This is a genomic window from uncultured Eudoraea sp., assembly GCF_947490415.1.
In the GTDB taxonomy this organism is placed as follows: Bacteria; Bacteroidota; Bacteroidia; order Flavobacteriales; family Flavobacteriaceae; genus Eudoraea.
The window spans coordinates 21,404-42,307 of the sequence record NZ_CANLGX010000002.1; the positions used below are offsets into that span (position 1 = coordinate 21,404).

Genomic DNA, 20,904 nt, shown 5'->3' on the forward strand with positions numbered 1-20,904 from the left:
CATCATTGTTCAAAGTTTTATCTCCAAACGAACTTAAGTCCACCCTCGAAGTTCCAGTCGTATGGTCTGTCGCCTCCAAGACCGAGCCCTGGTCTCACATACACGCTGGCTCCGGGCAGGGGTTTTATCATATAACCCCATTCCAGTTCTATTAAGGTGGGGTAGGCGTCTCCCTTATGATCAATCACAACCTGGGGGTCAACGATAAGCCAATTTGAGCCTTTGCCGAGAATCCATACAAAGTACAAATCAATCTGACTGCGACTAATTTCATTATTCTCACCTCCATCGACATCAAACAAATACTGGTATCCGGGTGCGAATAGACTTCCCTTTCCTAATAAGCCGGGGAAAACAAAGAATAATGTAGGAGCAAGCACATTGGACCCGAATCCAAGTGCGTCATTGCTTGAGGTGTTAAAAGTAGCTTCCAGTCCCGGAACGATGATGAGGTTTTTGCTTCCATAGGCCATCCACAAAATACGAGCGTCTATGTCACCGATTCCAGAGACGTTTGAATTATTGAATAAGCCCTCTCCGGGAGTGTCCAAATTCAGGTCCCGGTAACGGAAACGCATCCTGGCTCCGAATTTTTTCCCAAGATCATGAACCAGACCTTCATTCTCAATGCCGGCAACTTTAGCCACATCTCTACCCAACGGCCAGCGAAATTCAAGGACATTTGTTAAATAGGACCCATTCGAATTTGGTAGTTTCGCCATTTCAAAATAGAATCTCGCATCGTAAGTGAAGTTAGCGGGATTGGTTCCGGTATTATCTTTTTCTTCCTGGGCATATCCAACACTGAATGTAAATAAACCAATCAGTAGAAGGATTGTAAACTTAATTAAATTCATTTCTAAGGATATAAATTAACGCATTAATTCTCCGGTTTATATGGATCTTTTTGTCCTGTCTTAATGCCGGGATATTTTTTTAAAGAAATTATATGTTCTGTTAGTTGACCAAGCGCAGCTTTAGGAACCCAGGTATGGGGAAAGAGTACATTGTTTTTTTCTTGCGGGTCGGTATAGAGATTGTAAACCCTTGGCATGGTGTAGGTATCTAATTTACCATTCCATGCACTTTGTTCTTTAAAATGAAGTTTCCAATTTTTCCATTTTACCGCAAAAATATCATTACCCATATAAACAATAAATCCATCACGCCCCGATTCCTTTCTCTCTCCCAAAAAGAAATCAGACATTTCAATGCCATCAATAACACGATCTTCCGGAATGCTACCTCCTGTTATTTTTGCTAATGTTGGAAATAAATCCATAGCATGCACTATTTCATCGCTCACAGAATTAGCCTGAACTTTATTAGGCCAGCGTATAACAAAGGGAACACGCAATGCGCCTTCAAAACTTGAAAACAAGGTGCTTCTCCATGGTCCAGCTGAACCGTTGATAGCGCCTTCAATAGTAATGCTGGTGTTTTGAAAATCAAGAGCTTCAGGTCCATTATCGGCAGTAAAAATAAATATGGTATTTTCAGCTATACCTAACTTATCAATTTTTGCGAGTAATTCACCTGTATAATCATCAATTTGTGTTAACAAGTCAGCCCAGGGGCCATTGCCGGTTTTGCCATCATAATCAGGATGTGGCATGGTTGGAAAGTGAGTGGCTGTATAGGGCAAATAAATAAAGAAGGGCTTTTCAGCTTTTGTCTGGCGCTCCATGAAATCCATTGCTTTATCTGTTAAATCCCTATCAATTAATGGTCTATAATCTAAACGATAAGGTCTTACTTTCTTAGGAGTTTCCCCTTTTTTAGCTTCCATTACATACGTTTCCGGTAGCCCACTTTCAGCAAAACCACCCAAAGAAGTATAAGCTGACTCATCAGTAGAATTTGGAATTCCATACCATTCATCAAAGCCCTGATCGGTTGGGAACCTGCCTTCTGTTCTACCCAGATGCCATTTACCATACATTCCGGTAGCATAACCTACATCTGAGAGCATTTCGGCCATAGTTATTTCCCATTTTACCAGACCATATATACCTTCTCCCAAAGGAACGGTTGCGTTTCCACTTCGGATAGCATATCGCCCCGTCATTATAGCGGACCGGGAAGGAGTACATTGTACTTCCACATTAAAATTAGTTAAGCGTAAACCTTCAGAGGCTAGTTTATCAAGTTTTGGTGTTGGTGCCCCGCGGGTTATACCTCCTCCATTAAAACCAGGCTCTCCATAACCAAAATTGTCAAGGAATACCAGAACAATATTCGGTTTTTCCTGCGCAAGAGAACTTATAGTACAAAAAAAAGTCAAAATTAAAGTTGCTAAAGTCTTCATGGGAATATGATTTTTATAAATACAAAGCTCAAGTTAACAAGTTCTTAACGAAGTAGGTATTTAAAAACCGAAAATAAGTATCAAAAAAACGAACGGATTATATGCTAAAATGTTTAAAGAAGAACTAATCAAAAGAAATTATTTTTGGTCAATTCAACTGTTGAGGATGGTAATTCTCCAAAAAGATTTCTATAATCTCTGCTGAAACTGCTCATATTTGTAAACCCGGCGTTAAAAGCAATCTTTTTAATCAAAGATTCACCCTTCGAGTTAAGAATAGCCAATCTTGCCCTATGCAGTTTTCTTTCTTTAAGAAACTGCATGGGTGTGTAATTCCGGTGTTTTCTAAAAATTAACTGCAGATTGCGGGGTGTAGTATTTACTTTTTCAGCAATTTCATGAATACTAAAATAAATTTCCGGATTTGCATCAATCAGCATCTCGACATTCTTCAAAAATTTTATGTCAGGAGACACTTTTTGTTTTATTTTAACCTGCATAAAATCCGCAATTATTTCAGTCAGAAACAATTTTGCTACTTCCTTTACACTTGACATGAAATGTAACGATTCTCCAAGATGAGGATAGCATTTTAAAGCACTCATTTTACTTAAAATAAGGTTGTAAATCAGCTTGACCTTACTATTTGATTTGTTCATTTCAATACTGGATATATCAACACTCTTAATATTATAATTTTTTAGCAAGAGGGATTCAATCTCATCATAGCTCATTGTAATGATTAAATCATTAACTAAACTGGTTTCAGTGGCATATTTTATGGAATCTGCGGGTAAGAATAGGCACCCTCTTTCAGGGGTGCATTCACTAAACAGTTTATTCGAAACATAAGTCGTATATTTCCCCTTAAAGGGGATGGAAAAGACACAGGATCTTAGGTTGATAATCTCTAACTCTGCCAGATTCTTAGTCTTATTATTGCCTAAATAAAATCCTTTGGATAGTACGCCATGACCCTCAGAACTAAAATTATTTGAAAGCACTCTTGACTTTACCAATGATCCCGGAAGCAAAAATTCCAAGGACTTGGAAAACTGCTCCGCAGAGTCTGTATATTCTGTCAAAATGTAATTTTCCATAAGAGCAAATCAACTTTCCCAAATTTAATAATTCTTAGAAACTTCAAATTATCGCATGATTCAACGTGATATGTCGCTGGTGTTGAATGGATCCTAATGAAATCAAATTATAATTGTTAGAAGTTGTTCAATTTTATTCATAAAAGAAGATACAAAAAAAATGACCACCGATAACTAAAATCTTATGAACTTGGGTTACTCGTAACTGAGATAGAAGTAAAAACGAAAAAAGTGTGTAAGTTACATTATTATGTCTGAACTATATGTTCACTTAAGGTTTGAAAATTATTCTAATAGTTATTTATTAAGACTTATTTATTAATTTGGTGAGTATATTCACCAAATAACCTTACTTATGGTGAATTAAAACACTAATAAGTCATGATAGAGCGGCCTTTAGAGCAGAAAATAGTTCAAAAAACAAATATGACGCGCATACGTCTTCTAATTTTCTACCATATCTAAGGCCTTCGTCCACCAAAATGGCTACATGAAAGCGAGGCAGGCAATCTAACATGATCAGTTTTCGGATGGGTATTTATATTTTATTCTTCCAGAGCAGCATTTGCAGCGGCATTCATTTCTTCTTCAGACAACCATCCGCCCCCTAATGCCTTGTAAAGATTAACATAAGAATTGAAAAGTTTTTGAGTGGTTTCAGACAGACTTAATTCTGCTTCAAAGGCTTGTCGCTGGCTTTCAATTAATTCTAAAAAACTGGTAACGCCTTTGTCGTACCTCTCTCCCGATAAATACTGGGCGTTCTGAGCTGCCGCAACATGATCTGTTCTGGCCTGTCTTTCTTCTTTTAAAGTGCTAATTGCAATAAGGGCATCCTCTACTTCCCGGAAGGCTGTAATCACAGTACGTTCGTATTCATAAAGGACCTGTTCGGTTATCTTACGTTCAATTTCTACGCGCCTTTTATTTTTACCGAATTCAAACAAGGGACCTAAAACACTTCCCCCAATAGCAAATGCCGCCGGATTGGAAGTCAACGTTGAGATATCATTGCTTGCTACTCCCAGCAGTCCCGTAAGACTGATTGAAGGAAATCTTCGGGCGACCGCTACACCAATACGAGCTGTCTGCGCATGCAACAAAGCTTCAACCTCTAGGATGTCAGGACGTCTTTCCATCAGCATCGAAGGGAGGCCCACGGGAATATCGGGGGGAAGTTGTTGCTCGCTTAACTCCACCCCTGTTGCAATGGGGCCTGGGCTTCTGCCTAATAAAATACCTAAAGCATTCTCTGTCTGGGCGACGGATCTTTGGAAAAGAGGAACAGCGGAGGCGGCAATGGCCCTTTGAATTTGCGCCTGGTTTAAATCAATTTCCGCGACAATACCGCTATTATATCTGGCCTGGATGATGTTTAATGAAGCTTGTCTTAATTCTAAGGTTTTTCTGGAAATATACTCCCGCCATTTAAAGTCCAGTAGCTGATAATAGGTGGTGGCAATAGCTGATATCAGGCCTATTTGTACCGTGCGCTGCCCGTATTCTGTAGCTACCAATTCTGCTTTTGCCGCTTCATTTGCCCGTCTGAATTTCCCCCAAAAATCCAGTTCCCAACTCAAGGTGCCAAATCCTGTAAAAATATTGCTGGCCCCAAAATCTTGTGTTGGAGCCCCAGCTATTACATTGCCTCTTTGGGCTCCTAAATTATAACCAATTTTTGGGCCAAGATCTGCTTTGGTAAAGCCCAATTGTGCCATGGCCTGATCTATCCTTGAAGAGGCGATAAGGGCATCTTTGTTTTCCTCTAAACCAATTTCAATTAAATCGGCCAAAACAGGATCATCAAACAATTCCCACCAACTGATATTGAGCACAGAATCGGTCATTGCCAATTGAATACTGTCATAGCGGTAAACTGCCGTGGAGTCTATTTCTGTTCTTTGCGTTTTAAAAGCTGGGCCTACCTTACAGGCATTAAATAAAAAGAGGGTACTTAAAGCAATAAGTATAAAGGAAATTTTGGTTTTCATTTCTTTTATCTTTTTCATCTTAGTCCTTGGTTACAGTTGAGGTTGCCAATTCTTTATCTCGCTTTTTCTCATATCCGGCAAGCTTGCCAATAAGAATATATAGCATAGGGTAGAAAAATACACCTAAGAGCGTGGCCAAAGACATACCCCCCAAGAGTGCCATTCCCATAACTTTTCTGGCTTCCGCTCCCGAACCAGAAGCAATAACCAGAGGAAAAACCCCTAAAATAAAAGAGAAGGCCGTCATTAGAATAGGTCTGAACCTGGATCTTGCTGCTTTTAGGGCAGCATCATAAAGACTCGCTCCGCTTTTAAATTCATCATGTGCAAATTCCACAATTAAGATGGCATTTTTCGCAGCCATACCAATAAGCATTACAAAGGAAACCTGGGCAAATATGTTATTTTCAAATGTGGGACTAAATAATCGTGCCACCCATAAGAAAATGAGGGCTCCAAAAATAGCGAAGGGCGTGCCAAGTAATATGGAAAATGGTAAAGACCAGCTTTCGTATTGTGCGGCCAGGATCAGAAATACAAATACTAAGGAAAAAGTAAGTATGATCATGAGAGATCCTGAAGACTTTTTCTCCTGATAGGACATGGCATTCCAACTATAGTTCATGTCCGGAGGAAGCACTTCATCGCCTACCTCTTCCAGGGCTGCCATTGCCTGGGCTGAGGTATAGCCAGGGGCAGGACTACCCGTGACCTCAACAGACCTGTATAAATTAAATCTGTTCGTATAATCCGGGCCAGAAACGGGCCTTACGCTGGCAATTGTAGCTAGGGGAACCATATTGCCCTCGTTGTTTTTAATAAAAAAATTATTTATCTGCTCTTCGTTTACCCGATACTCTGGTTCTGCCTGGATATAGGTTTTATAGAGTCTTCCAAATCTGGTAAAATTATTGACATAGGCACCTCCCATAAAAGCCCCAATAGTGGTGTAGAGATCATTTAGGGAAACGCCTAGTTTTAATGCTTTCTCTTTATTGATATCCAAAAATCTCTGTGGCACATTAGCCTGGAAGGTCGTAAAGGCAGTTCCTATTTCTGGTCTTTCATTGGCGGCCTTTATGAATTTCATGGTGTTTTGCCCCAGGTATTCCGGGGTATTACCCGCTCTATCCTGGATCATTAGGCTAAAACCAGAACCATTACCCAGGCCGGGTAAGGCCGGTGGGCCAAAGGCAAATACCTGGGCCCCTTTTATTTTTTGGGCAAACTCAATATTCAGATTATTAATTACCTCCTTGGCTGTTAAGTCCCTGTCGCCCCATTCTGTGAGGGTTACAAACATAAATCCATTATTAGGAACTGCGGAACCTGCCAATATACTATATCCTCCAAGGGTGGTTAAATACTCTATATCAGGATTATTTAGAATGATTTCTTCCGCTTGTTTTGCAATGACATCTGTTCTTTGAATAGATGCCGCATTGGGGAGTTGTATATTAACATAGAAAAACCCCATATCCTCTTCGGGTATAAATCCGCCAGGTACCAGACTTCCGAACAAACCTGCACCCAGGGTCATTACCAGAATAAAAATGACACCTCTTTTTAGTTTTCGGGAAACTACATTGGTAAAACTCATATAGGAATCGGTTGACTTGTCCATTCCCTGGTTGAATTTATGGAAGAATTTCCCCAACAATCCCTTATATGGCTTAGGTTCTTTTAACAGTAATGAACATAAGGCCGGACTTAGGGTCAAGGCATTTACAGAAGATACCAGTACTGAAACCACTATGGTAATAGCGAATTGCTGGTAAAGCAATCCGGTTATTCCTGCCATCCCGGCAACAGGGATAAAAACTGCTACCAATACTAAGGTAGTTGCAATAATGGGCGCCGTTACCTTACTCATGGCATCCAAAGTGGCTTGTTTGGCATTCATCCCCTTAGCAATATTTACCTGCACCGCCTCAACCACCACAATGGCATCATCTACGACAATGCCAATTGCCAGGACAAGTCCTAAAAGGGATAAGACATTTATTGTAAAACCCAGTATGGGAAAAAAGATAAAGGCCCCTATTAGGGAAACAGGAATGGCTAAAGTTGGAATTAGGGTAGCACGCCAATCTTGTATAAAGATAAATACTACCAATACAACCAGTAAAAGAGCAATAAACAGCGTTACTACAATATCTTTAATACCTGCTGTAATGGGTAAGGTGGAGTCAAGGGCTACATCATATTTAATGCCTTCCGGAAAATTCCTGGAAAGATCTTCCATCTCTACTAATAAATTCTCCGCCAATTCAACGGCATTAGATCCTGGAGCCTGGTAAACCGCTATAATGGCACAGGTTTCTTTATTCATTCTTGGGATCATCGCATAGGTTTCAACTCCAAGATTAACTGTGGCAATATCTTTTATTTTTACTTGAGATCCATCGGTATTTGTTCGTACCACGATATCCTCAAAAGCCTCAACCGAATTAAATCTTTCAGGCAAACGCACAGTATAGGTAAATTCGGTGCCAGGGGGTGCCGGCTCCGCTCCAAATTTGCCTCCCGGAACAATAACATTCTGTGCGTTTATGGCATTTAGAATTTCAGGAACCGTAATACCCATTTTAGAAAGTAAATCGGGTTTCACCCAAATTCTCATCGAATATTCAGAAGTTCCTAAAATATCAACCCGACCAATTCCTTTAATTCTTGATAACTGATCTTTTATATTTATCAAAGCATAATTACCCAGGAAATCCTGATCATAGCCACCGTCAGAAGTAAGTGTCATTGCCATCATAATATTTGGCAGGGACTTTTGGGTTGAAACCCCAAATTTCGTTACTTCCTGAGGAAGCTTTGCGGAAGCAGCAGAGACCCTGTTCTGTGCCAAAACGGTATTCATATCAGGGTCTGTACCTACATCAAATGAGATGTCAATAACCATAGAACCATCATTGGCGTTGGTAGATTTCATGTAGATCATGTTATCTACCCCATTGATTTGCTGTTCTAAAGGAGTAGCAACAGATTCTTCAACACTTATTGCATTGGCTCCTGTATAGTTGGCTCTTACCTGTACAATTGGAGGTGTAAGGTTGGGATATTGTTCTATGGGTAAACCTATCATGGACACACTACCCACGATGACAATAACAATGGCAATAACAATAGCCACAATGGGTCTCCGAACAAAGAAGTTACCTGAGTTTTCAGCCATAGTTTTCTTAATTTTCTGGAGTTTGACTTTTAAACTCTGTAACAACAGGTGAGATTACCATTCCCGTGGCCACTTTTTGTAATCCATCAATTACAATCATTTCATTTTCCTCAAGTCCTTCTGTAATCAACTGCAGATCACCTAGAGCCCCACCAATTTTTACCTGTCTGGATTTGACAACGTTACCTTCTTCGACAACGTATACGGAATATTGCCCCTGTAATTCAGTTACACATTTTTGTGGTACAAGAATTGCACCTTCAGCGACCTCAAATTCAACACGTACTTTTGCATACATTCCAGGTCTGAGCAGTCCTTTCTGATTATTAAATGATGCCTGAACCAAAATGGATCCTGTATTGGCATCAATGGCTCTGCCAAGGAATTCTACACTTCCTTTTTCTTCATAGGTCGTCCCATCGGCGAGGATCAATTCCAAATTATTGCTGTTTTTGGCATTTTTGCGGTCTATGGTTCCGTCTTCGGAGATTGTTTGATTAAATTCTCTTGCTATAGTTAGATACTCCGCCTCCGTGAGAAAAAATTCAACCCTTGTTTTATTGATATCGGAAACAACATTTAGTATAACAGGGTTGGGCTCACGTCCTACAAATTCACCCGTTCGAGCCTCTGTTTTGCCTATAAGGCCATTTATGGGAGAAAGTATTTTGGTATAACTCAGATTAATTTCGGCCATTCTTAAGTTGGCATTGGCGGCCTCTAAAGAAGCTACAGCTGCATCCCTGCTTGCCTGGGCAGCATCTAAATCACTTTTACTGACCGCATTGATCTCGGCCAAAGGTTTGTATCTGGCGAGTTCATTTTCTGCGTTTACCAGGTATGTTTGGGCTTCGGCAACCATACTTGCTTTGGAAGCAACGGCTTCAATATAAGGTTGAGCATCAATTGTATAAAGTAGTTGTCCCTTTTTTACAGGAAACCCTTCCTCGAAATGTACGCCTTCTAAGTAGCCTTCTGCTCTTGCTCTAATTGGAATATCCTGAAACCCGTAAATCTGTCCAACAAAATCTCTTTTAAGGGGAACATCTTTTTTTGCGGCTTTGATGACTTGGATTTCCGGTATGGGTGCAGTTTTTGCACTCTTTTCCTTACAGGAGGTAAATGAAAGAAAGCCTGCCATTGTAAAAACTGTAAGGAGAAAAAAGTATTTGCGGTTCATAGAAAAGCTGGTGTAAATTATAGTGTAAAATCAACTAAAATCGCGTTAAAATATAACTTCTTCTTGAAAACTAGTTGAAAATAAAGATATAAAGATATTCAATTTACATTCTTATACAATACGATAATTGGAAGCTTCCTTATCATTTAGGAAGACTTAATAAATAATAATCAACTGATTAATATCATACTAAACACTTTTATTACTCGGTAAATTTGGACTTTTGACAGAATACCGTATTTCCAACATTGTAAAGTTGCAACAGGGTATTATAAGCCTCCTGAAATAGAGAAAACCTTTTGAAGGCGCAGAGGGTTGGCATATGGAACAAAAATCAAGAGATGTTCAGAAAGCCTAAAATTAGGGTATATTTATATTGGAACACTTAAGATGGAATACTATATTTGATATAAATTAAGGGCTTCCTGAACCTTGAGAGATTTTATTGCGGGTCGGGATTTATTCTTACTATTTCTACTGCAATAGAGTTGTGAAATAGATTTTATTAATTAATATTAAAGTTGATAAAAATGAAAAGTATACTTCCCGTTATTGTTTTTTTAGTTGCTTTTGGTTCATTGTTTTCTCAGAATGAAGATAATAAGCACCCAATACTCAAGGATAGATTTTTTATTGGACCTGGCTGGTATTTCCCTGCCAGAGATGTGAAATTTGGAGTAGAGGGTAGTATCAATACAGATCAAATTGAAAATTTTGAAGACATTGACTTTGACGAGACCTTAGGTCTTGATAAGGGGGAGAATACCTTTAATTTAAATTTCACATGGAGGTTTTCCAGGAATAAATTTTGGTCTGTGCGAGGAGAATATTTTAAAGTTGGAACTTCAAGAAATGTGACTTTGGATGAAGAGATAGAATGGGATGATATTGTATATCCGGTAGGTGGTGAAGCCAAAGTGTCTTATGAGCTTGGCTTATACAGAGTCTTCTTCGGGAGGGTTATAAGTACCGGACAAAAGCATGAGTTAGGAGGTGGGCTTGGTATTCATGGGCTTAATGTCAAGGCTTCTGTAGAGGGAGAAGGCTTTATTGGCGATCAATCAGCGGGCGTCAGCAGAAGTGAAGTAAAGGCATTTCTTCCCTTGCCTAACATTGGATTCTGGTATATTTGGGCGCCTACGAACAGATGGGCATTTTCGGCTGGTGTAGACTGGTTTGGGATAAAAATTGATAATATATCCGGGGGTTTATGGAATATTAGTCCGGGAGTTACTTTCCAGATAATAAGGAATCTTGCAGTGACCGCAAATTATCAGTTTTTAAATTTTAATGCGAATATAGACGAGAGTGATTTTAAAGGCAGTTTTGATTTGACATTCAGTGGCCCATCCTTTCGTATTGTAGGTAACTTTTAAATCAAAACGGATTTAAATTTTAAGCATAAAGTTGAGGATGATGAAATATCATCCGATTTCCGTGGTGACGCAAAGCGCGACCATGATTTCATGCTTCTAATATTTGGTTTGGTAAGTTGAAGATTTTAATTAAAATGAAACCTTGACATTATGGTAATAGATGATAAAAAAAGAGTTTAACAGGTTCTCATTTTTTGTAATTTCGCACATTATATGAATTAAAATAAAAAATACTTAAAAATGAAAACAAAAACTATTTTACTCGTTATTGGAATGATTTTAATGATGAGTCCGGCATTTTCACAGTCTTTTGACGCCTATCTTGAGGTTGTAAGGGATGTGTTAAAAACCGAGAAGAAGGCTGCAGTAGCCGAAACCATGACACTTAGTGATGCTGAGAGTGGTCCTTTTTGGTCGCTATACAATGAATACAATGCGGAATTGTACAAGGTTCATACAGAACGAGTTAATATTATTAAGGATTTTGCCGCCAATTATGAGTCAATGACAGATGAAAAAGCCGATGCCCTTGTGAATCGTTCATTAGCTTACCAGACAAAATTGCTCAAACTGAATAAGAGTTATTACAAAAAGTTTAAAAAGATTCTACCGGCATCAAAAGCAGCCCTTTATTTTCAGGTCGAAAGTAAAATAGAGGCATTAATTGATGCAGAACTTGCGACTGAAATTCCACTTGTTAATACCAACTAAATTCATTGAAAGTAGTGTTCTATTTGTTATACGATTAATTGTATTCTGTTTAACGCAGCTATTTTAGCTGACTTATAACAAATAGTTCATTTAAAGGCGCTTGAACTGTGATCTTTAAAATCAATTTTCGTAGCCATAAATATCTCTTGGCTTAGCCTTATCGCTCAATTCACTTTCAAATTCCAAATCGTAGCGGATACTTATTGCAGTATCTGGCGGCGCATAATAATAAATGATCCAGGCATCGGATTCTCTGGTGCCAATACAACCGTTAGAACTGGCATTTCCAAGAGTTTTAGGATTGGTTGTTGGATGTATCATCTGCCCATTTCGAATTCCGTTTATCTCTGTCTCTATCCATGGTATTTGTGGCATTAGGGTGGTTTTATCATCATCTCTTTTGGTCAGATAAAAGCGTTTAAGGGTTACAGGGTTATAAAACTCCGGATTCCTTACAAGTCTGATGATCTTTCCTTTTCCGGTAATAGTTCTTAAGTCGGTAATTTTGTCACCCATGGCCAAATATTTTTTTGCATTTTTTCCTACTCTCACCGAAAAGGTATATAGAAGGCTGGTATCCTGATAAATTCGAAGTTTAAACTCCGGGATATTTACATCGAGATATGTTTTTTTAAAAGCATCCATAACGTAGGCCGCCGACAGGGAATCCGGGATCATTATAGAATCTGATGGCCGTAATACGAACAGCTTCCGCTGATCATAAACAAAGGAATCTCGTGCAGTCATTCGATAGTAATCTGTATTAGCCAGCGTGTCTATTATCCAGGGATTAGCGCGCACCAGCAGGTGTTCTGATAAAGGGTATGGGACCAAAGAGTCGTAGGCGTTCACCAAAGAGTCCATGTATTCAAAATACTCACTTATTTTAATATCACGGGTTATCCGGATCCAACGGGCTGCATTGAGCTTTTCGGTAGAATCTCGTGCATGTTCAACAATTCCGGTTTGGTAGGCTTCTGACCAATTATTTGAGCTGAAGGCAGGCTTGACTGAAACACTTATACATACCATAAAAATCCCAAATAGAACTACAGGTTTTAGAGTCATCGCTATTATGGTTTAATTTCTATTTCATTTTGTCTTAGAATTACCTGAGACATTGTAAAATTAGTGCACAACTGAGGATGCCCCTATGAGCAACATCAGTCCGTTCATATGACTTATATCATTTATAAGATATAGTATTAAGGGTATATTTGAAGTAAATAGTCCACAAGGTAAAAAGCACCTATGAGTACGGTAAAACCAATATCGGGTGGAATAAAGCAATTCTTCATAGAGATAGGGGAGCTGGCATATTTTGCCGGCCGCTTTTTTAAAGAATTGTTCAGGCCTCCTTTTGAGTTTAAGGAGTTACTCAGGCAATGTTATCATATGGGTAACCGCTCCCTGGTTCTGGTAATGGTTACAGGGTTCATTATTGGGCTGGTGCTTACCCTGCAATCCAGGCCTACCCTTATTGAATTTGGTGCAGAATCCTGGATGCCGAATATGGTCGGTATTTCTATTGTTCGTGAACTGGGACCTGTAATCACGGCACTGGTTTGTGCGGGGCGAATTGCTTCAGGTATTGGAGCTGAATTAGGTTCTATGCGTGTTACTGAACAAATAGATGCCATGGAAGTATCAGGAACAAATCCGTTTAAATATTTGGTTGTTACAAGAATCTTGGCAACTACGCTTATGCTGCCATTGCTTGTAATTATGGGAGACGCCATTGCGCTATACGGATCTGCACTGGTTGAAAATTTTAAGGGAAATGTCTCATTCCTGCTCTATTTTAATCGTGTTTTTGATGCATTGGATTATCGGGATTTGATTCCTGCAACTATAAAATCTTTCTTTTTTGGTTTTGCTATTGGCCTGGTGGGCTGTTTTAAGGGCTATTACAGTAAAAAGGGTACTGCCGGGGTAGGTCTAGCTGCCAACACGGCGGTAGTATTTACCTCCATGCTTTTGTTTGTGATTGATTTTATAGCCGTTTTTGTTTCTGACATTTTTTACGACCTGTGATGATAGAAGAAAAAGAAAGTTCCAATAATATCATGATGGACGACCGTGAAGTCATAATCCATATCAAAGATCTTTATAAGAGCTTTGGTAAGAACCATGTACTCAACGGCTTTAATATGAAACTGTACAAGGGGGAAAATTTGGTGGTCATGGGGAAATCGGGTTCAGGAAAATCTGTAATGATCAAATGCCTTGTAGGATTAATGCAACCCGATAGTGGTTATATCTCAGTTATGGGAAATGAGATAAAATTGTTGGATAGGCCCACACTTGATATTCTGCGTTCTGAAATTGGTTTTTTGTTTCAGGGGAGCGCTTTGTATGATTCTATGACAGTAAGGGAAAACTTGGAGTTTCCTATGCGCCGGCATAAAGAGAAACTGGGTAACATCTCAGATACAACACCTTTAGTAATTGAGGCTTTAGAGAGTGTGGGTCTTGCAGATGCCATTGATCTAATGCCGGAGGAACTTTCCGGTGGAATGAAAAGGCGGGTAGCTTTGGCTCGTACCCTGATTCTTAAACCTAAAATTATTTTGTACGACGAACCAACCAGTGGTTTAGATCCTATAACTGCGAAAGAGATTATTGAATTAATGCGAAGTATTCAAAAAAAATATGGCACATCCTCCTTGATTATTACACATGACGTGGACTGTGCACGTGTAATTTCAGAGCGTATGATTCTACTCGTAGATGGTATTAATTATGCTGAAGGTACTTATGATGAACTTGTTCAATCTAAAGACCCTAAGGTAGAAGCATTTTTTAAAAAATAACGACATGGAAAGAACAAACTTGGAAAAATTGAGATTGGGTGTTTTTGTTATCCTTGGGACCAGCTTTCTGGTTATAGCCGCCTATCTTATTGGAAACAGGCAAAATATGTTTGGCAATACCTTTATGATCCATGCAGTTTTTAAAAATGTAAATGGGTTAGAACCGGGGAACAATGTGCGTTACTCAGGGATAGGCGTTGGGACTGTGAAAGATATAAAAATGGAAAATGATTCTACGATAGATGTAGTAATGATCATTCAGGAAAATATGTTAAAGCATATTAAAAATGACGCTATAGCTACGATAGGATCTGATGGATTAGTGGGCAGTATGATCGTAAATATTGTTCCTGGAAGTGGATCGGGAGAAATGATAAAGTCTGGAGATGAAATTATTTCTTATAGTCGTATTGGGGCTGAAGATATGATGAGTACCTTAAATGTAACTTCTGAAAATGCTGCACTTCTTACTGCTGATTTGTTAAAAGTAACAGAGGCTTTAACAAAAGGTAAGGGAACTTTAGGTCGCCTCCTTAATGATACCCTTATGGCCAAAAATCTTGAGCAGACCATCTTGAATCTGAAACTGGCCAGTGCCCGTGCCAATAATACGCTGGAGGAAGTAAACAGATTTGTTAACGCAGCCAACTCTGAGAATTCTGTGGTTGGTGTTTTACTGCGCGACTCCCTGGCCGGACTCGAAATAAAACAAATTGTTCACAATCTTGAATCGGCCAGTGACAGGATGCAGAAGTTAACGGTTAATTTGGATAGTGTGGTTACCGGCATTTCGGAGGGGGAAGGAGCGTTAAATTACTTAACCAAAGACACCATTCTGGTTCAGCGACTGGAAGCGACCATGAAAAGTATAGAAGAAGGTACAGCCAGGTTTAACGAGAATATGGAGGCTTTTAAGCATAATTTTTTAACCCGGGGTTATTTTAAAAAAATGGCCAAAGAAGAACAAAAAAGAGCCAAAATGGAGGAGAAAAAAAATGAATAGAATTCATATTTTAGTTAGTATCAATTGCATGGCTGTCTTATTATAGTCTTCCATTTTTCAGGGGCGGCTCTTCTAATGTCGGAAAGGTAGATTTCATGATGTTTTCCCGAAAGCTTGTACCCATTATCGATAATGAAATCATGAACTTTTTTGATGGTGGGACCTTCTTCCGAAAATGGTCCTATATGTAATGTTTGTGCCGCTTTGCCCTCTGTAAAAGCTTCAAGACGAATTTTAGATAATGCTTTTGGATTCTTTTTCTTTCTAACCTCCTCAATGGCTCTAGTTACCATTTCACCCGTCACCACTTCTGGTTGCATCATCATAGCGGTCCATTTCCAATCTTCCTTTTTGTTTGGATCAAACTTTGACATATCGTCTACCCACCAAAGCCCCTCTAGTGGCATAACACCGTAATCAATACCTGACTCTCCTTTTTTAATCATGAATTTTAAGGTATAAGACAAGGAAAAGAGAGCCTCTATCGCTTCTTTATAGGCTAAAGAAGTATTTGGATCACCAGTTCCATCTATCATTAAAAAATTCATTTTAGGGATATCTCTAAATTCAATTTTGAGGGGAGATGGTTTGTAGAGATGTTTCAATTCTTTTTTGTAATCAACCTTATCCATCTAATGGCCGTTTGAAGTAAATATTCTATTAATTTTAAAAATAGTCAGGCTCCTAAAATCGAACCCTTTAATTCAAATGAGGTCTAAGAACCGTTTTGTTCAATATTAAGCCGTCTTTTGTCTTTTAAGGCCCAGTAGATGCCTTTAACGCCCGCAACCCATTTGTCATATAAATAAATGAGTGTTATTTCTTCAATTGTTTCTAAAACCCCTAAAATGATCATTACATAAAACAACCAATAAACGGGGCCAAAGAATAATAACCATAGTATAAATATCCCTTGAATAACAGCAGATAATTTTGCCAGATAGGTATGAAAGGCAGTGGCTTTTCCATATTTTCGAAAAGCAAGTATCATTTGTAAAATATAGGGCACAAAAGCAATTAAAATTAAGGGATAGTTCTCCCTCATAAAATTGGTTTCAAAAATTATCAACCCTATTAAACCAACCACTAGAGTCATTTGATCGCCGTAGGAGTCTAATTGAGAACCACGTGCACTTGTAATCTTAAGTTTTCTTGCTAAAAAACCATCAATAGCATCCGTAGAATAGCTAACCAGTAAAAGCCAGGTAAATATTTCGCGTTCATTCCACCATATTAAAATAAGCAGAAAAGGTACCGCAGCTATGCGGTAAAATGAAAACCAATCTGCGATATTAAATTCTTTAAATTTTGGCATTACCCAGTATTTAATTTTTTTAAAAGCACTTTAAAAGATTTGTATAAAAACTTAAATCTAGTGCCTATAAATTATATCTTAAGGATATCCGTTGGAGTTTCTATCAATATGGTAATATTTCCACGGAGCGCTATAGGCTGTTTCATTATTTCGGGGTTGTGTCTAATCATTTTTATCCAATCACGAGATGAAAATTCATGAGCTTCAAATTTAGAGGTATAGGCCGGATGATTTTGGTTAACCAAATCTTTTATTTCCATTCCTAAACGATCTGCTAATTCGGCGATTTGAGTCCCGGTGGGTGGGTTTTTTAAGATATCTATCTCATGTATAGGCCAACCTTCTGATTTAGCATAGGCCAAAGTTTGCTTGGCCCTTTTGGACCTGGAACTATAAAACAGGGTGATTTGCCTGTCTGAAGTAGCTATTTCGCCCATAATATGATTCTTTGTTGAGTTATATAAAATTAGTTCATTTGGCTAATAGCGCGCATGACAATTGTCATATTGTGGTTTTCTTACAGGATATGACTTAGGTCATTTTTAGTTGTTTTTCTTTTTTATAGATTCATCTTGTTATTTCAATTAATTCTAAATGCATATCCTATGAAAACTATACTCTGTGCCACGGATTATTCAGATAATTCAATTTCAGCACTCAAGTTGGCCAATGTGTTTTGTAAAAAACTAAAAGCCGAGCTTCATGTTGTTCATGTATTTGATATTTCAGCTACTTTTATTAGTACAGTCAGTTTGGCATATGCCCGCTTGGAAGAAGCAGCCTTTAATAATCACCGGGAAAAGCTGGATGCTTTTTGCTGGAAGCATTTAAATTTGAAAGATGCTGACAAGAGCCCTGTTATTTCTGTGGTTGAGAATAGTATTGAGTCAGATGGGATTATGGGAAAGGCTGAAGAAATAAAAGCGGATCTGATAGTAGTTGGGATGACCGGAAGTAATATTGTAAAAGACCTGATTATTGGCAGCACAGCGACTGCATTGATAGAAAAATCCTCTGTTCCTGTACTATCTGTTCCTAAAAATGCACGGATTACTGAAATAAATACCATTGTATACGCAACGGCCTTTGAGGAAGCAGATGTCCCGGCTATTGCAAAGATTACTGAGTTTGCATCTGCCTTCAATACCGAAATTAAATTAATTCATGTTTCAACCAAAAAAGAATATGCTGCCGAAGATCAAATGCTTTGGTTTAAGGAAATGCTTAAAGAAAAGGTTACGTATAAAAAGATCAGTTTTGAATTTAGATTATCAGATGATATTTTCAGTACCTTAAAAGACTATTTAAAAGAGGTAGATGCAGATATTCTTGTAATGCTGGAAAGGGAGGGTCATGCCTTAATTCCGAATCTTTGGCATTTTGATTTGGTAAAACGCATGAAATTGGAGCGACTTGTTCCATTGTTAAGCTACCAAAAAACAGTATTGGAAATTCATGATCATTGACCGCGAATCATCTTATTTGTAATCGTATAAAAGAAAAGTATAGGCAATACTTCTCAAAAAAGGTTAGCGGAGAATCAATGCTAAACATTTGGTTCGGTCAAAACCTAAACAAGGCATTCATAGGGGTATTTTTAACAGGCATTTCCTCGGCCTCCAGAAAGTAGACATTTCCACCTTGGAGAAAAGTATATATGGCAGCCATATTTAATAAGGAGATATTTCGCATTTCTTTACGGGAATCAATAATTAAGCATCCTTTAGCACTGTTATAGGTGCCAAAAACATCTTCTTTTTGCTGCACAAAGAGGGTATCTATTTTTCCTTTGACAGCTGCCGAAAAAATTTCCGAGGGGCGAAAGGAAGTTTTAGAAGTATGAATTTTGGCGATAAACTTTGCCAGTTTTACACGCTTTGTATTTTCAAAATAATATTGAACGAGACCCCAGGATTCTTTGTGCAACTCATTCGTACCTTTAAATTCAGGATCACCACTTAGATGGGTATCCCATAAATTAGGGTGTGAATTTATTTTCTTGTAAATAGGATACAATTCATCGGTACATGCCAAAATCAATGGAGCCTTTTTATTTGACAGCATTTCAGTAACACTTTGATTTATTTGTCTAAAGAAGCTAACCAGTTCTTTTTTTTGGTCTTCCTTGCCTTCTCCCTGGCCATGAAATGACCCGGCCGGATACATCATATGACCTGTTCTGTTTTGTAACATCTTTTGCTCAAAATCATATCCCACAACTTCTTCTAATTGTTTGGGAATTATTTTATTAATTTGAAGTTCCCGGAAGTTATTTCTGGAACCCTTGTATAATTTCACATAGTCGCGGCTTAATTCCAGAAGATAGTAAATACCGTTGTTGTGAAACAAAGGAAGTAACGGGATTAAGTAAAAATGATCGGCAACATAGGTTTTTATATCAAAAGGGAAAGGTAATTTATAGTACCTGAATCCGAGATCTTTATCTAAAAATATTGCCAGACCTTCTGAGGGATTTCTCCAGAGACTTAGATCGAAAATAAGATTCCGGATTGGTTCAAGATATGAATTTATTTTAGTTTCATGATACCCGTATTCAACCAATACTGCATGTACTTTTTTCAGACAAGATTTTAAATTAGATTGCCCTAAGTCTTCATTCTGTTCTTTACCTTTTTTATACATTGGCAAGTAAATAGAAACGCAATGCTGATTCCTTATTGCAGCTAGCTGTTCAAAAGCTTTTTTTGTAAATGTGTGTGCTAAAAAATTAACCATGACCCTAATTTTTCTCAATTTATTAAATCATGCTGAAGTACGAAATGACAAGGATCAGGGAAGTTGAGTTAATTCATGATTTTGAATGCAAATTTGTCTTAAGCATAAGAAATTCGCTTACGTTATTTACATCAATTGCACCAATTAGTTTGTTGGTTTTGTCTGTAACAGGAAAGAAACGTTGCTGCTCATTGTTGATCATAGCAAAGAATTCTTTTAACTCATCCAAAGCGCTCATAGTATTATATTTTGTGTTCATAATTGTCCTTACTTTAATTGAACCATTTTGAGCATTTTTAATAATGTCTTTATGATTTAAAATGCCAACTATTTCCCCATTTTCTGTAACTACAAAATCTTTTTCTGTACCGGTTAATAGTATTTCAAAAACATCTTCAAGACTATTTTCGGGATGTAATAGCGTAATATTAGTCAACAAGGCTTCCTTTACAAAATGCCCTTCGACCAGGGATTTCTGTTTGACCATTTGATTTTCACTATAGGCAGCTAAATAAATGAAGAGCGCAATTAATATCAGGAAGGGATTGAAAAACAGACCCAGCATGAAAAAAATTACAGCTAAAGCCTGCCCCAATCCTGCTGCTATTTGGGTAGCTCTGGTCCTATCCATGGTAAAAGTCAGCAAAGCCCGAAACACACGACCGCCGTCCATAGGAAAAGCGGGGATTAAATTAAAGACCACCAGCATCACATTGGCTATAAAAAGATAAAATAAAAGAGTCTCCATACTAGGTGCTGATAATAACTGTATCAAACTATCGGCATCCAGGCCAAAATAATTTTTCATAGGTACCACCAGAAAGAGCAATATTGCAATTATCACATTTACAGCGGGCCCCGCTAAAGCTACAATCAATTCCTGCCCTGGCTTTTCAGGCATTTTTTCTAAAGATGCCACACCACCAATGGGTAACAATGTAATTTTTTTGGTATCTATATTAAATCGCTTCGCAGTTAGTGCATGTCCTAATTCATGCAGTACTACGCAAAAGAAGAGCAAAAAGATTAAAATAATATTCATCAAGGCGGTATTCGTAGTTCCGCCGCGTTGTATATCAAGGAAAACTACCCAGATCAATAAAAGCGTAAAGGTCCAATGCACCTCTATTCTAATTCCGGCAATTTTCCCGAGTTTTAATGCACCTTTCATCTTTTGGTTTTTCATG

At 38.2% G+C, this 20,904-nt stretch carries 18 protein-coding genes; 6 read left to right on the plus strand and 12 right to left on the minus strand.

Going from position 1 to position 20,904, the window contains the following annotated elements:
* Positions 1 to 17: 17 nt before the first annotated feature.
* The 6 genes from Q0874_RS04920 to Q0874_RS04945 form a co-directional block, all read right to left on the minus strand.
* On the minus strand, positions 18 to 857 hold the full coding sequence (locus tag Q0874_RS04920; protein WP_299160163.1) for a hypothetical protein: 840 nt from the start codon (positions 855 to 857) through the stop codon (positions 18 to 20).
* 23 nt (positions 858 to 880) lie between these two features.
* Positions 881 to 2,308, minus strand: coding sequence for an arylsulfatase (locus tag Q0874_RS04925; protein WP_299160164.1), 1,428 nt, complete (start codon positions 2,306 to 2,308; stop codon positions 881 to 883).
* A gap of 128 nt (positions 2,309 to 2,436) precedes the next feature.
* Positions 2,437 to 3,408, minus strand: a complete 972-nt coding sequence (locus tag Q0874_RS04930) for a helix-turn-helix domain-containing protein (protein WP_299160166.1) — start codon at positions 3,406 to 3,408, stop codon at positions 2,437 to 2,439.
* 545 nt (positions 3,409 to 3,953) lie between these two features.
* Positions 3,954 to 5,417 (minus strand): efflux transporter outer membrane subunit, encoded by a 1,464-nt coding sequence (locus Q0874_RS04935; protein ID WP_299160169.1) that lies wholly within the window; start codon positions 5,415 to 5,417, stop codon positions 3,954 to 3,956.
* Position 5,418: 1 nt separating this feature from the next.
* The gene (locus Q0874_RS04940) at positions 5,419 to 8,583 is read right to left on the minus strand and encodes an efflux RND transporter permease subunit (protein WP_299160172.1); all 3,165 of its coding nucleotides are present in this window, start codon (positions 8,581 to 8,583) and stop codon (positions 5,419 to 5,421) included.
* 7 nt (positions 8,584 to 8,590) lie between these two features.
* Complete coding sequence (locus tag Q0874_RS04945) at positions 8,591 to 9,724, minus strand: efflux RND transporter periplasmic adaptor subunit (protein WP_299160174.1); 1,134 nt, start codon at positions 9,722 to 9,724, stop codon at positions 8,591 to 8,593.
* Positions 9,725 to 10,293: 569 nt separating this feature from the next.
* Here Q0874_RS04945 and Q0874_RS04950 point away from each other — a divergent pair.
* Both Q0874_RS04950 and Q0874_RS04955 read left to right on the plus strand, forming a co-directional pair.
* Entirely contained in the window at positions 10,294 to 11,139 is an 846-nt protein-coding gene (locus Q0874_RS04950) for a hypothetical protein (protein WP_299160177.1), read from the plus strand.
* A gap of 240 nt (positions 11,140 to 11,379) precedes the next feature.
* Positions 11,380 to 11,850 (plus strand): hypothetical protein, encoded by a 471-nt coding sequence (locus Q0874_RS04955; RefSeq protein ID WP_299160180.1) that lies wholly within the window; start codon positions 11,380 to 11,382, stop codon positions 11,848 to 11,850.
* Positions 11,851 to 11,970: 120 nt separating this feature from the next.
* On the opposite strand, the gene Q0874_RS04960 is transcribed toward Q0874_RS04955, so the two are convergent.
* Positions 11,971 to 12,918, minus strand: a complete 948-nt coding sequence (locus tag Q0874_RS04960) for a L,D-transpeptidase (RefSeq protein WP_299160182.1) — start codon at positions 12,916 to 12,918, stop codon at positions 11,971 to 11,973.
* Between the two features lie 183 nt (positions 12,919 to 13,101).
* On the opposite strand from Q0874_RS04960, the gene Q0874_RS04965 reads away from it, so the two are divergent.
* The 3 genes from Q0874_RS04965 to Q0874_RS04975 are packed head-to-tail and all read left to right on the plus strand — an operon-like array spanning position 13,102 to position 15,666.
* A complete protein-coding gene (locus Q0874_RS04965) occupies positions 13,102 to 13,884 on the plus strand; it encodes an ABC transporter permease (RefSeq protein WP_299160185.1) in 783 nt (260 codons plus the stop codon).
* Positions 13,884 to 14,663, plus strand: coding sequence for an ABC transporter ATP-binding protein (locus tag Q0874_RS04970; RefSeq protein ID WP_299160188.1), 780 nt, complete (start codon positions 13,884 to 13,886; stop codon positions 14,661 to 14,663). Before Q0874_RS04965 ends, Q0874_RS04970 begins: the two co-directional genes overlap by 1 nt.
* 4 nt (positions 14,664 to 14,667) lie before the next feature.
* Complete coding sequence (locus Q0874_RS04975; protein WP_299160190.1) at positions 14,668 to 15,666, plus strand: MlaD family protein; 999 nt, start codon at positions 14,668 to 14,670, stop codon at positions 15,664 to 15,666.
* Between the two features lie 20 nt (positions 15,667 to 15,686).
* Here the strand turns inward: Q0874_RS04975 and Q0874_RS04980 are convergent, their stop codons facing one another.
* The 3 genes from Q0874_RS04980 to Q0874_RS04990 form a co-directional block, all read right to left on the minus strand.
* The gene (locus Q0874_RS04980; protein ID WP_299160192.1) at positions 15,687 to 16,298 is read right to left on the minus strand and encodes a GyrI-like domain-containing protein; all 612 of its coding nucleotides are present in this window, start codon (positions 16,296 to 16,298) and stop codon (positions 15,687 to 15,689) included.
* An 83-nt stretch (positions 16,299 to 16,381) separates the two neighbouring features.
* On the minus strand, positions 16,382 to 16,981 hold the full coding sequence (locus tag Q0874_RS04985) for a CDP-alcohol phosphatidyltransferase family protein (protein ID WP_299160194.1): 600 nt from the start codon (positions 16,979 to 16,981) through the stop codon (positions 16,382 to 16,384).
* 71 nt (positions 16,982 to 17,052) lie between these two features.
* Positions 17,053 to 17,418 carry a hypothetical protein gene (locus tag Q0874_RS04990; protein WP_299160197.1) on the minus strand — a complete coding sequence of 122 codons (366 nt, stop codon included), beginning with the start codon at positions 17,416 to 17,418 and terminating at the stop codon, positions 17,053 to 17,055.
* 168 nt (positions 17,419 to 17,586) lie between these two features.
* Here Q0874_RS04990 and Q0874_RS04995 point away from each other — a divergent pair, with 168 nt between their 5' ends.
* Positions 17,587 to 18,447 (plus strand): universal stress protein, encoded by an 861-nt coding sequence (locus Q0874_RS04995; protein ID WP_299160199.1) that lies wholly within the window; start codon positions 17,587 to 17,589, stop codon positions 18,445 to 18,447.
* Positions 18,448 to 18,544: 97 nt separating this feature from the next.
* Here Q0874_RS04995 and Q0874_RS05000 read toward each other — a convergent pair whose 3' ends face one another.
* Together Q0874_RS05000 and Q0874_RS05005 are read right to left on the minus strand one after the other, a co-directional pair.
* A complete protein-coding gene (locus Q0874_RS05000; protein ID WP_299160201.1) occupies positions 18,545 to 19,717 on the minus strand; it encodes a hypothetical protein in 1,173 nt (390 codons plus the stop codon).
* A gap of 73 nt (positions 19,718 to 19,790) precedes the next feature.
* A complete protein-coding gene (locus tag Q0874_RS05005) occupies positions 19,791 to 20,888 on the minus strand; it encodes a site-2 protease family protein (protein ID WP_299160204.1) in 1,098 nt (365 codons plus the stop codon).
* Positions 20,889 to 20,904 lie beyond the last annotated feature (16 nt).

What these genes read in the sequence shown, in the direction of transcription:
- Q0874_RS04920 (WP_299160163.1), bottom strand. Translation starts at nt 857, where the DNA reads ATGAATTTAATTAAGTTTACAATCCTTCTACTGATTGGTTTATTTACA.
- Q0874_RS04925 (WP_299160164.1), bottom strand. Translation starts at nt 2,308, where the DNA reads ATGAAGACTTTAGCAACTTTAATTTTGACTTTTTTTTGTACTATAAGT.
- Q0874_RS04930 (WP_299160166.1), bottom strand. Translation starts at nt 3,408, where the DNA reads ATGGAAAATTACATTTTGACAGAATATACAGACTCTGCGGAGCAGTTT.
- Q0874_RS04935 (WP_299160169.1), bottom strand. Translation starts at nt 5,417, where the DNA reads ATGAAAAAGATAAAAGAAATGAAAACCAAAATTTCCTTTATACTTATT.
- Q0874_RS04940 (WP_299160172.1), bottom strand. Translation starts at nt 8,583, where the DNA reads ATGGCTGAAAACTCAGGTAACTTCTTTGTTCGGAGACCCATTGTGGCT.
- Q0874_RS04945 (WP_299160174.1), bottom strand. Translation starts at nt 9,724, where the DNA reads ATGGCAGGCTTTCTTTCATTTACCTCCTGTAAGGAAAAGAGTGCAAAA.
- Q0874_RS04950 (WP_299160177.1), top strand. Translation starts at nt 10,294, where the DNA reads ATGAAAAGTATACTTCCCGTTATTGTTTTTTTAGTTGCTTTTGGTTCA.
- Q0874_RS04955 (WP_299160180.1), top strand. Translation starts at nt 11,380, where the DNA reads ATGAAAACAAAAACTATTTTACTCGTTATTGGAATGATTTTAATGATG.
- Q0874_RS04960 (WP_299160182.1), bottom strand. Translation starts at nt 12,918, where the DNA reads ATGACTCTAAAACCTGTAGTTCTATTTGGGATTTTTATGGTATGTATA.
- Q0874_RS04965 (WP_299160185.1), top strand. Translation starts at nt 13,102, where the DNA reads ATGAGTACGGTAAAACCAATATCGGGTGGAATAAAGCAATTCTTCATA.
- Q0874_RS04970 (WP_299160188.1), top strand. Translation starts at nt 13,884, where the DNA reads ATGATAGAAGAAAAAGAAAGTTCCAATAATATCATGATGGACGACCGT.
- Q0874_RS04975 (WP_299160190.1), top strand. Translation starts at nt 14,668, where the DNA reads ATGGAAAGAACAAACTTGGAAAAATTGAGATTGGGTGTTTTTGTTATC.
- Q0874_RS04980 (WP_299160192.1), bottom strand. Translation starts at nt 16,298, where the DNA reads ATGGATAAGGTTGATTACAAAAAAGAATTGAAACATCTCTACAAACCA.
- Q0874_RS04985 (WP_299160194.1), bottom strand. Translation starts at nt 16,981, where the DNA reads ATGCCAAAATTTAAAGAATTTAATATCGCAGATTGGTTTTCATTTTAC.
- Q0874_RS04990 (WP_299160197.1), bottom strand. Translation starts at nt 17,418, where the DNA reads ATGGGCGAAATAGCTACTTCAGACAGGCAAATCACCCTGTTTTATAGT.
- Q0874_RS04995 (WP_299160199.1), top strand. Translation starts at nt 17,587, where the DNA reads ATGAAAACTATACTCTGTGCCACGGATTATTCAGATAATTCAATTTCA.
- Q0874_RS05000 (WP_299160201.1), bottom strand. Translation starts at nt 19,717, where the DNA reads ATGGTTAATTTTTTAGCACACACATTTACAAAAAAAGCTTTTGAACAG.
- Q0874_RS05005 (WP_299160204.1), bottom strand. Translation starts at nt 20,888, where the DNA reads ATGAAAGGTGCATTAAAACTCGGGAAAATTGCCGGAATTAGAATAGAG.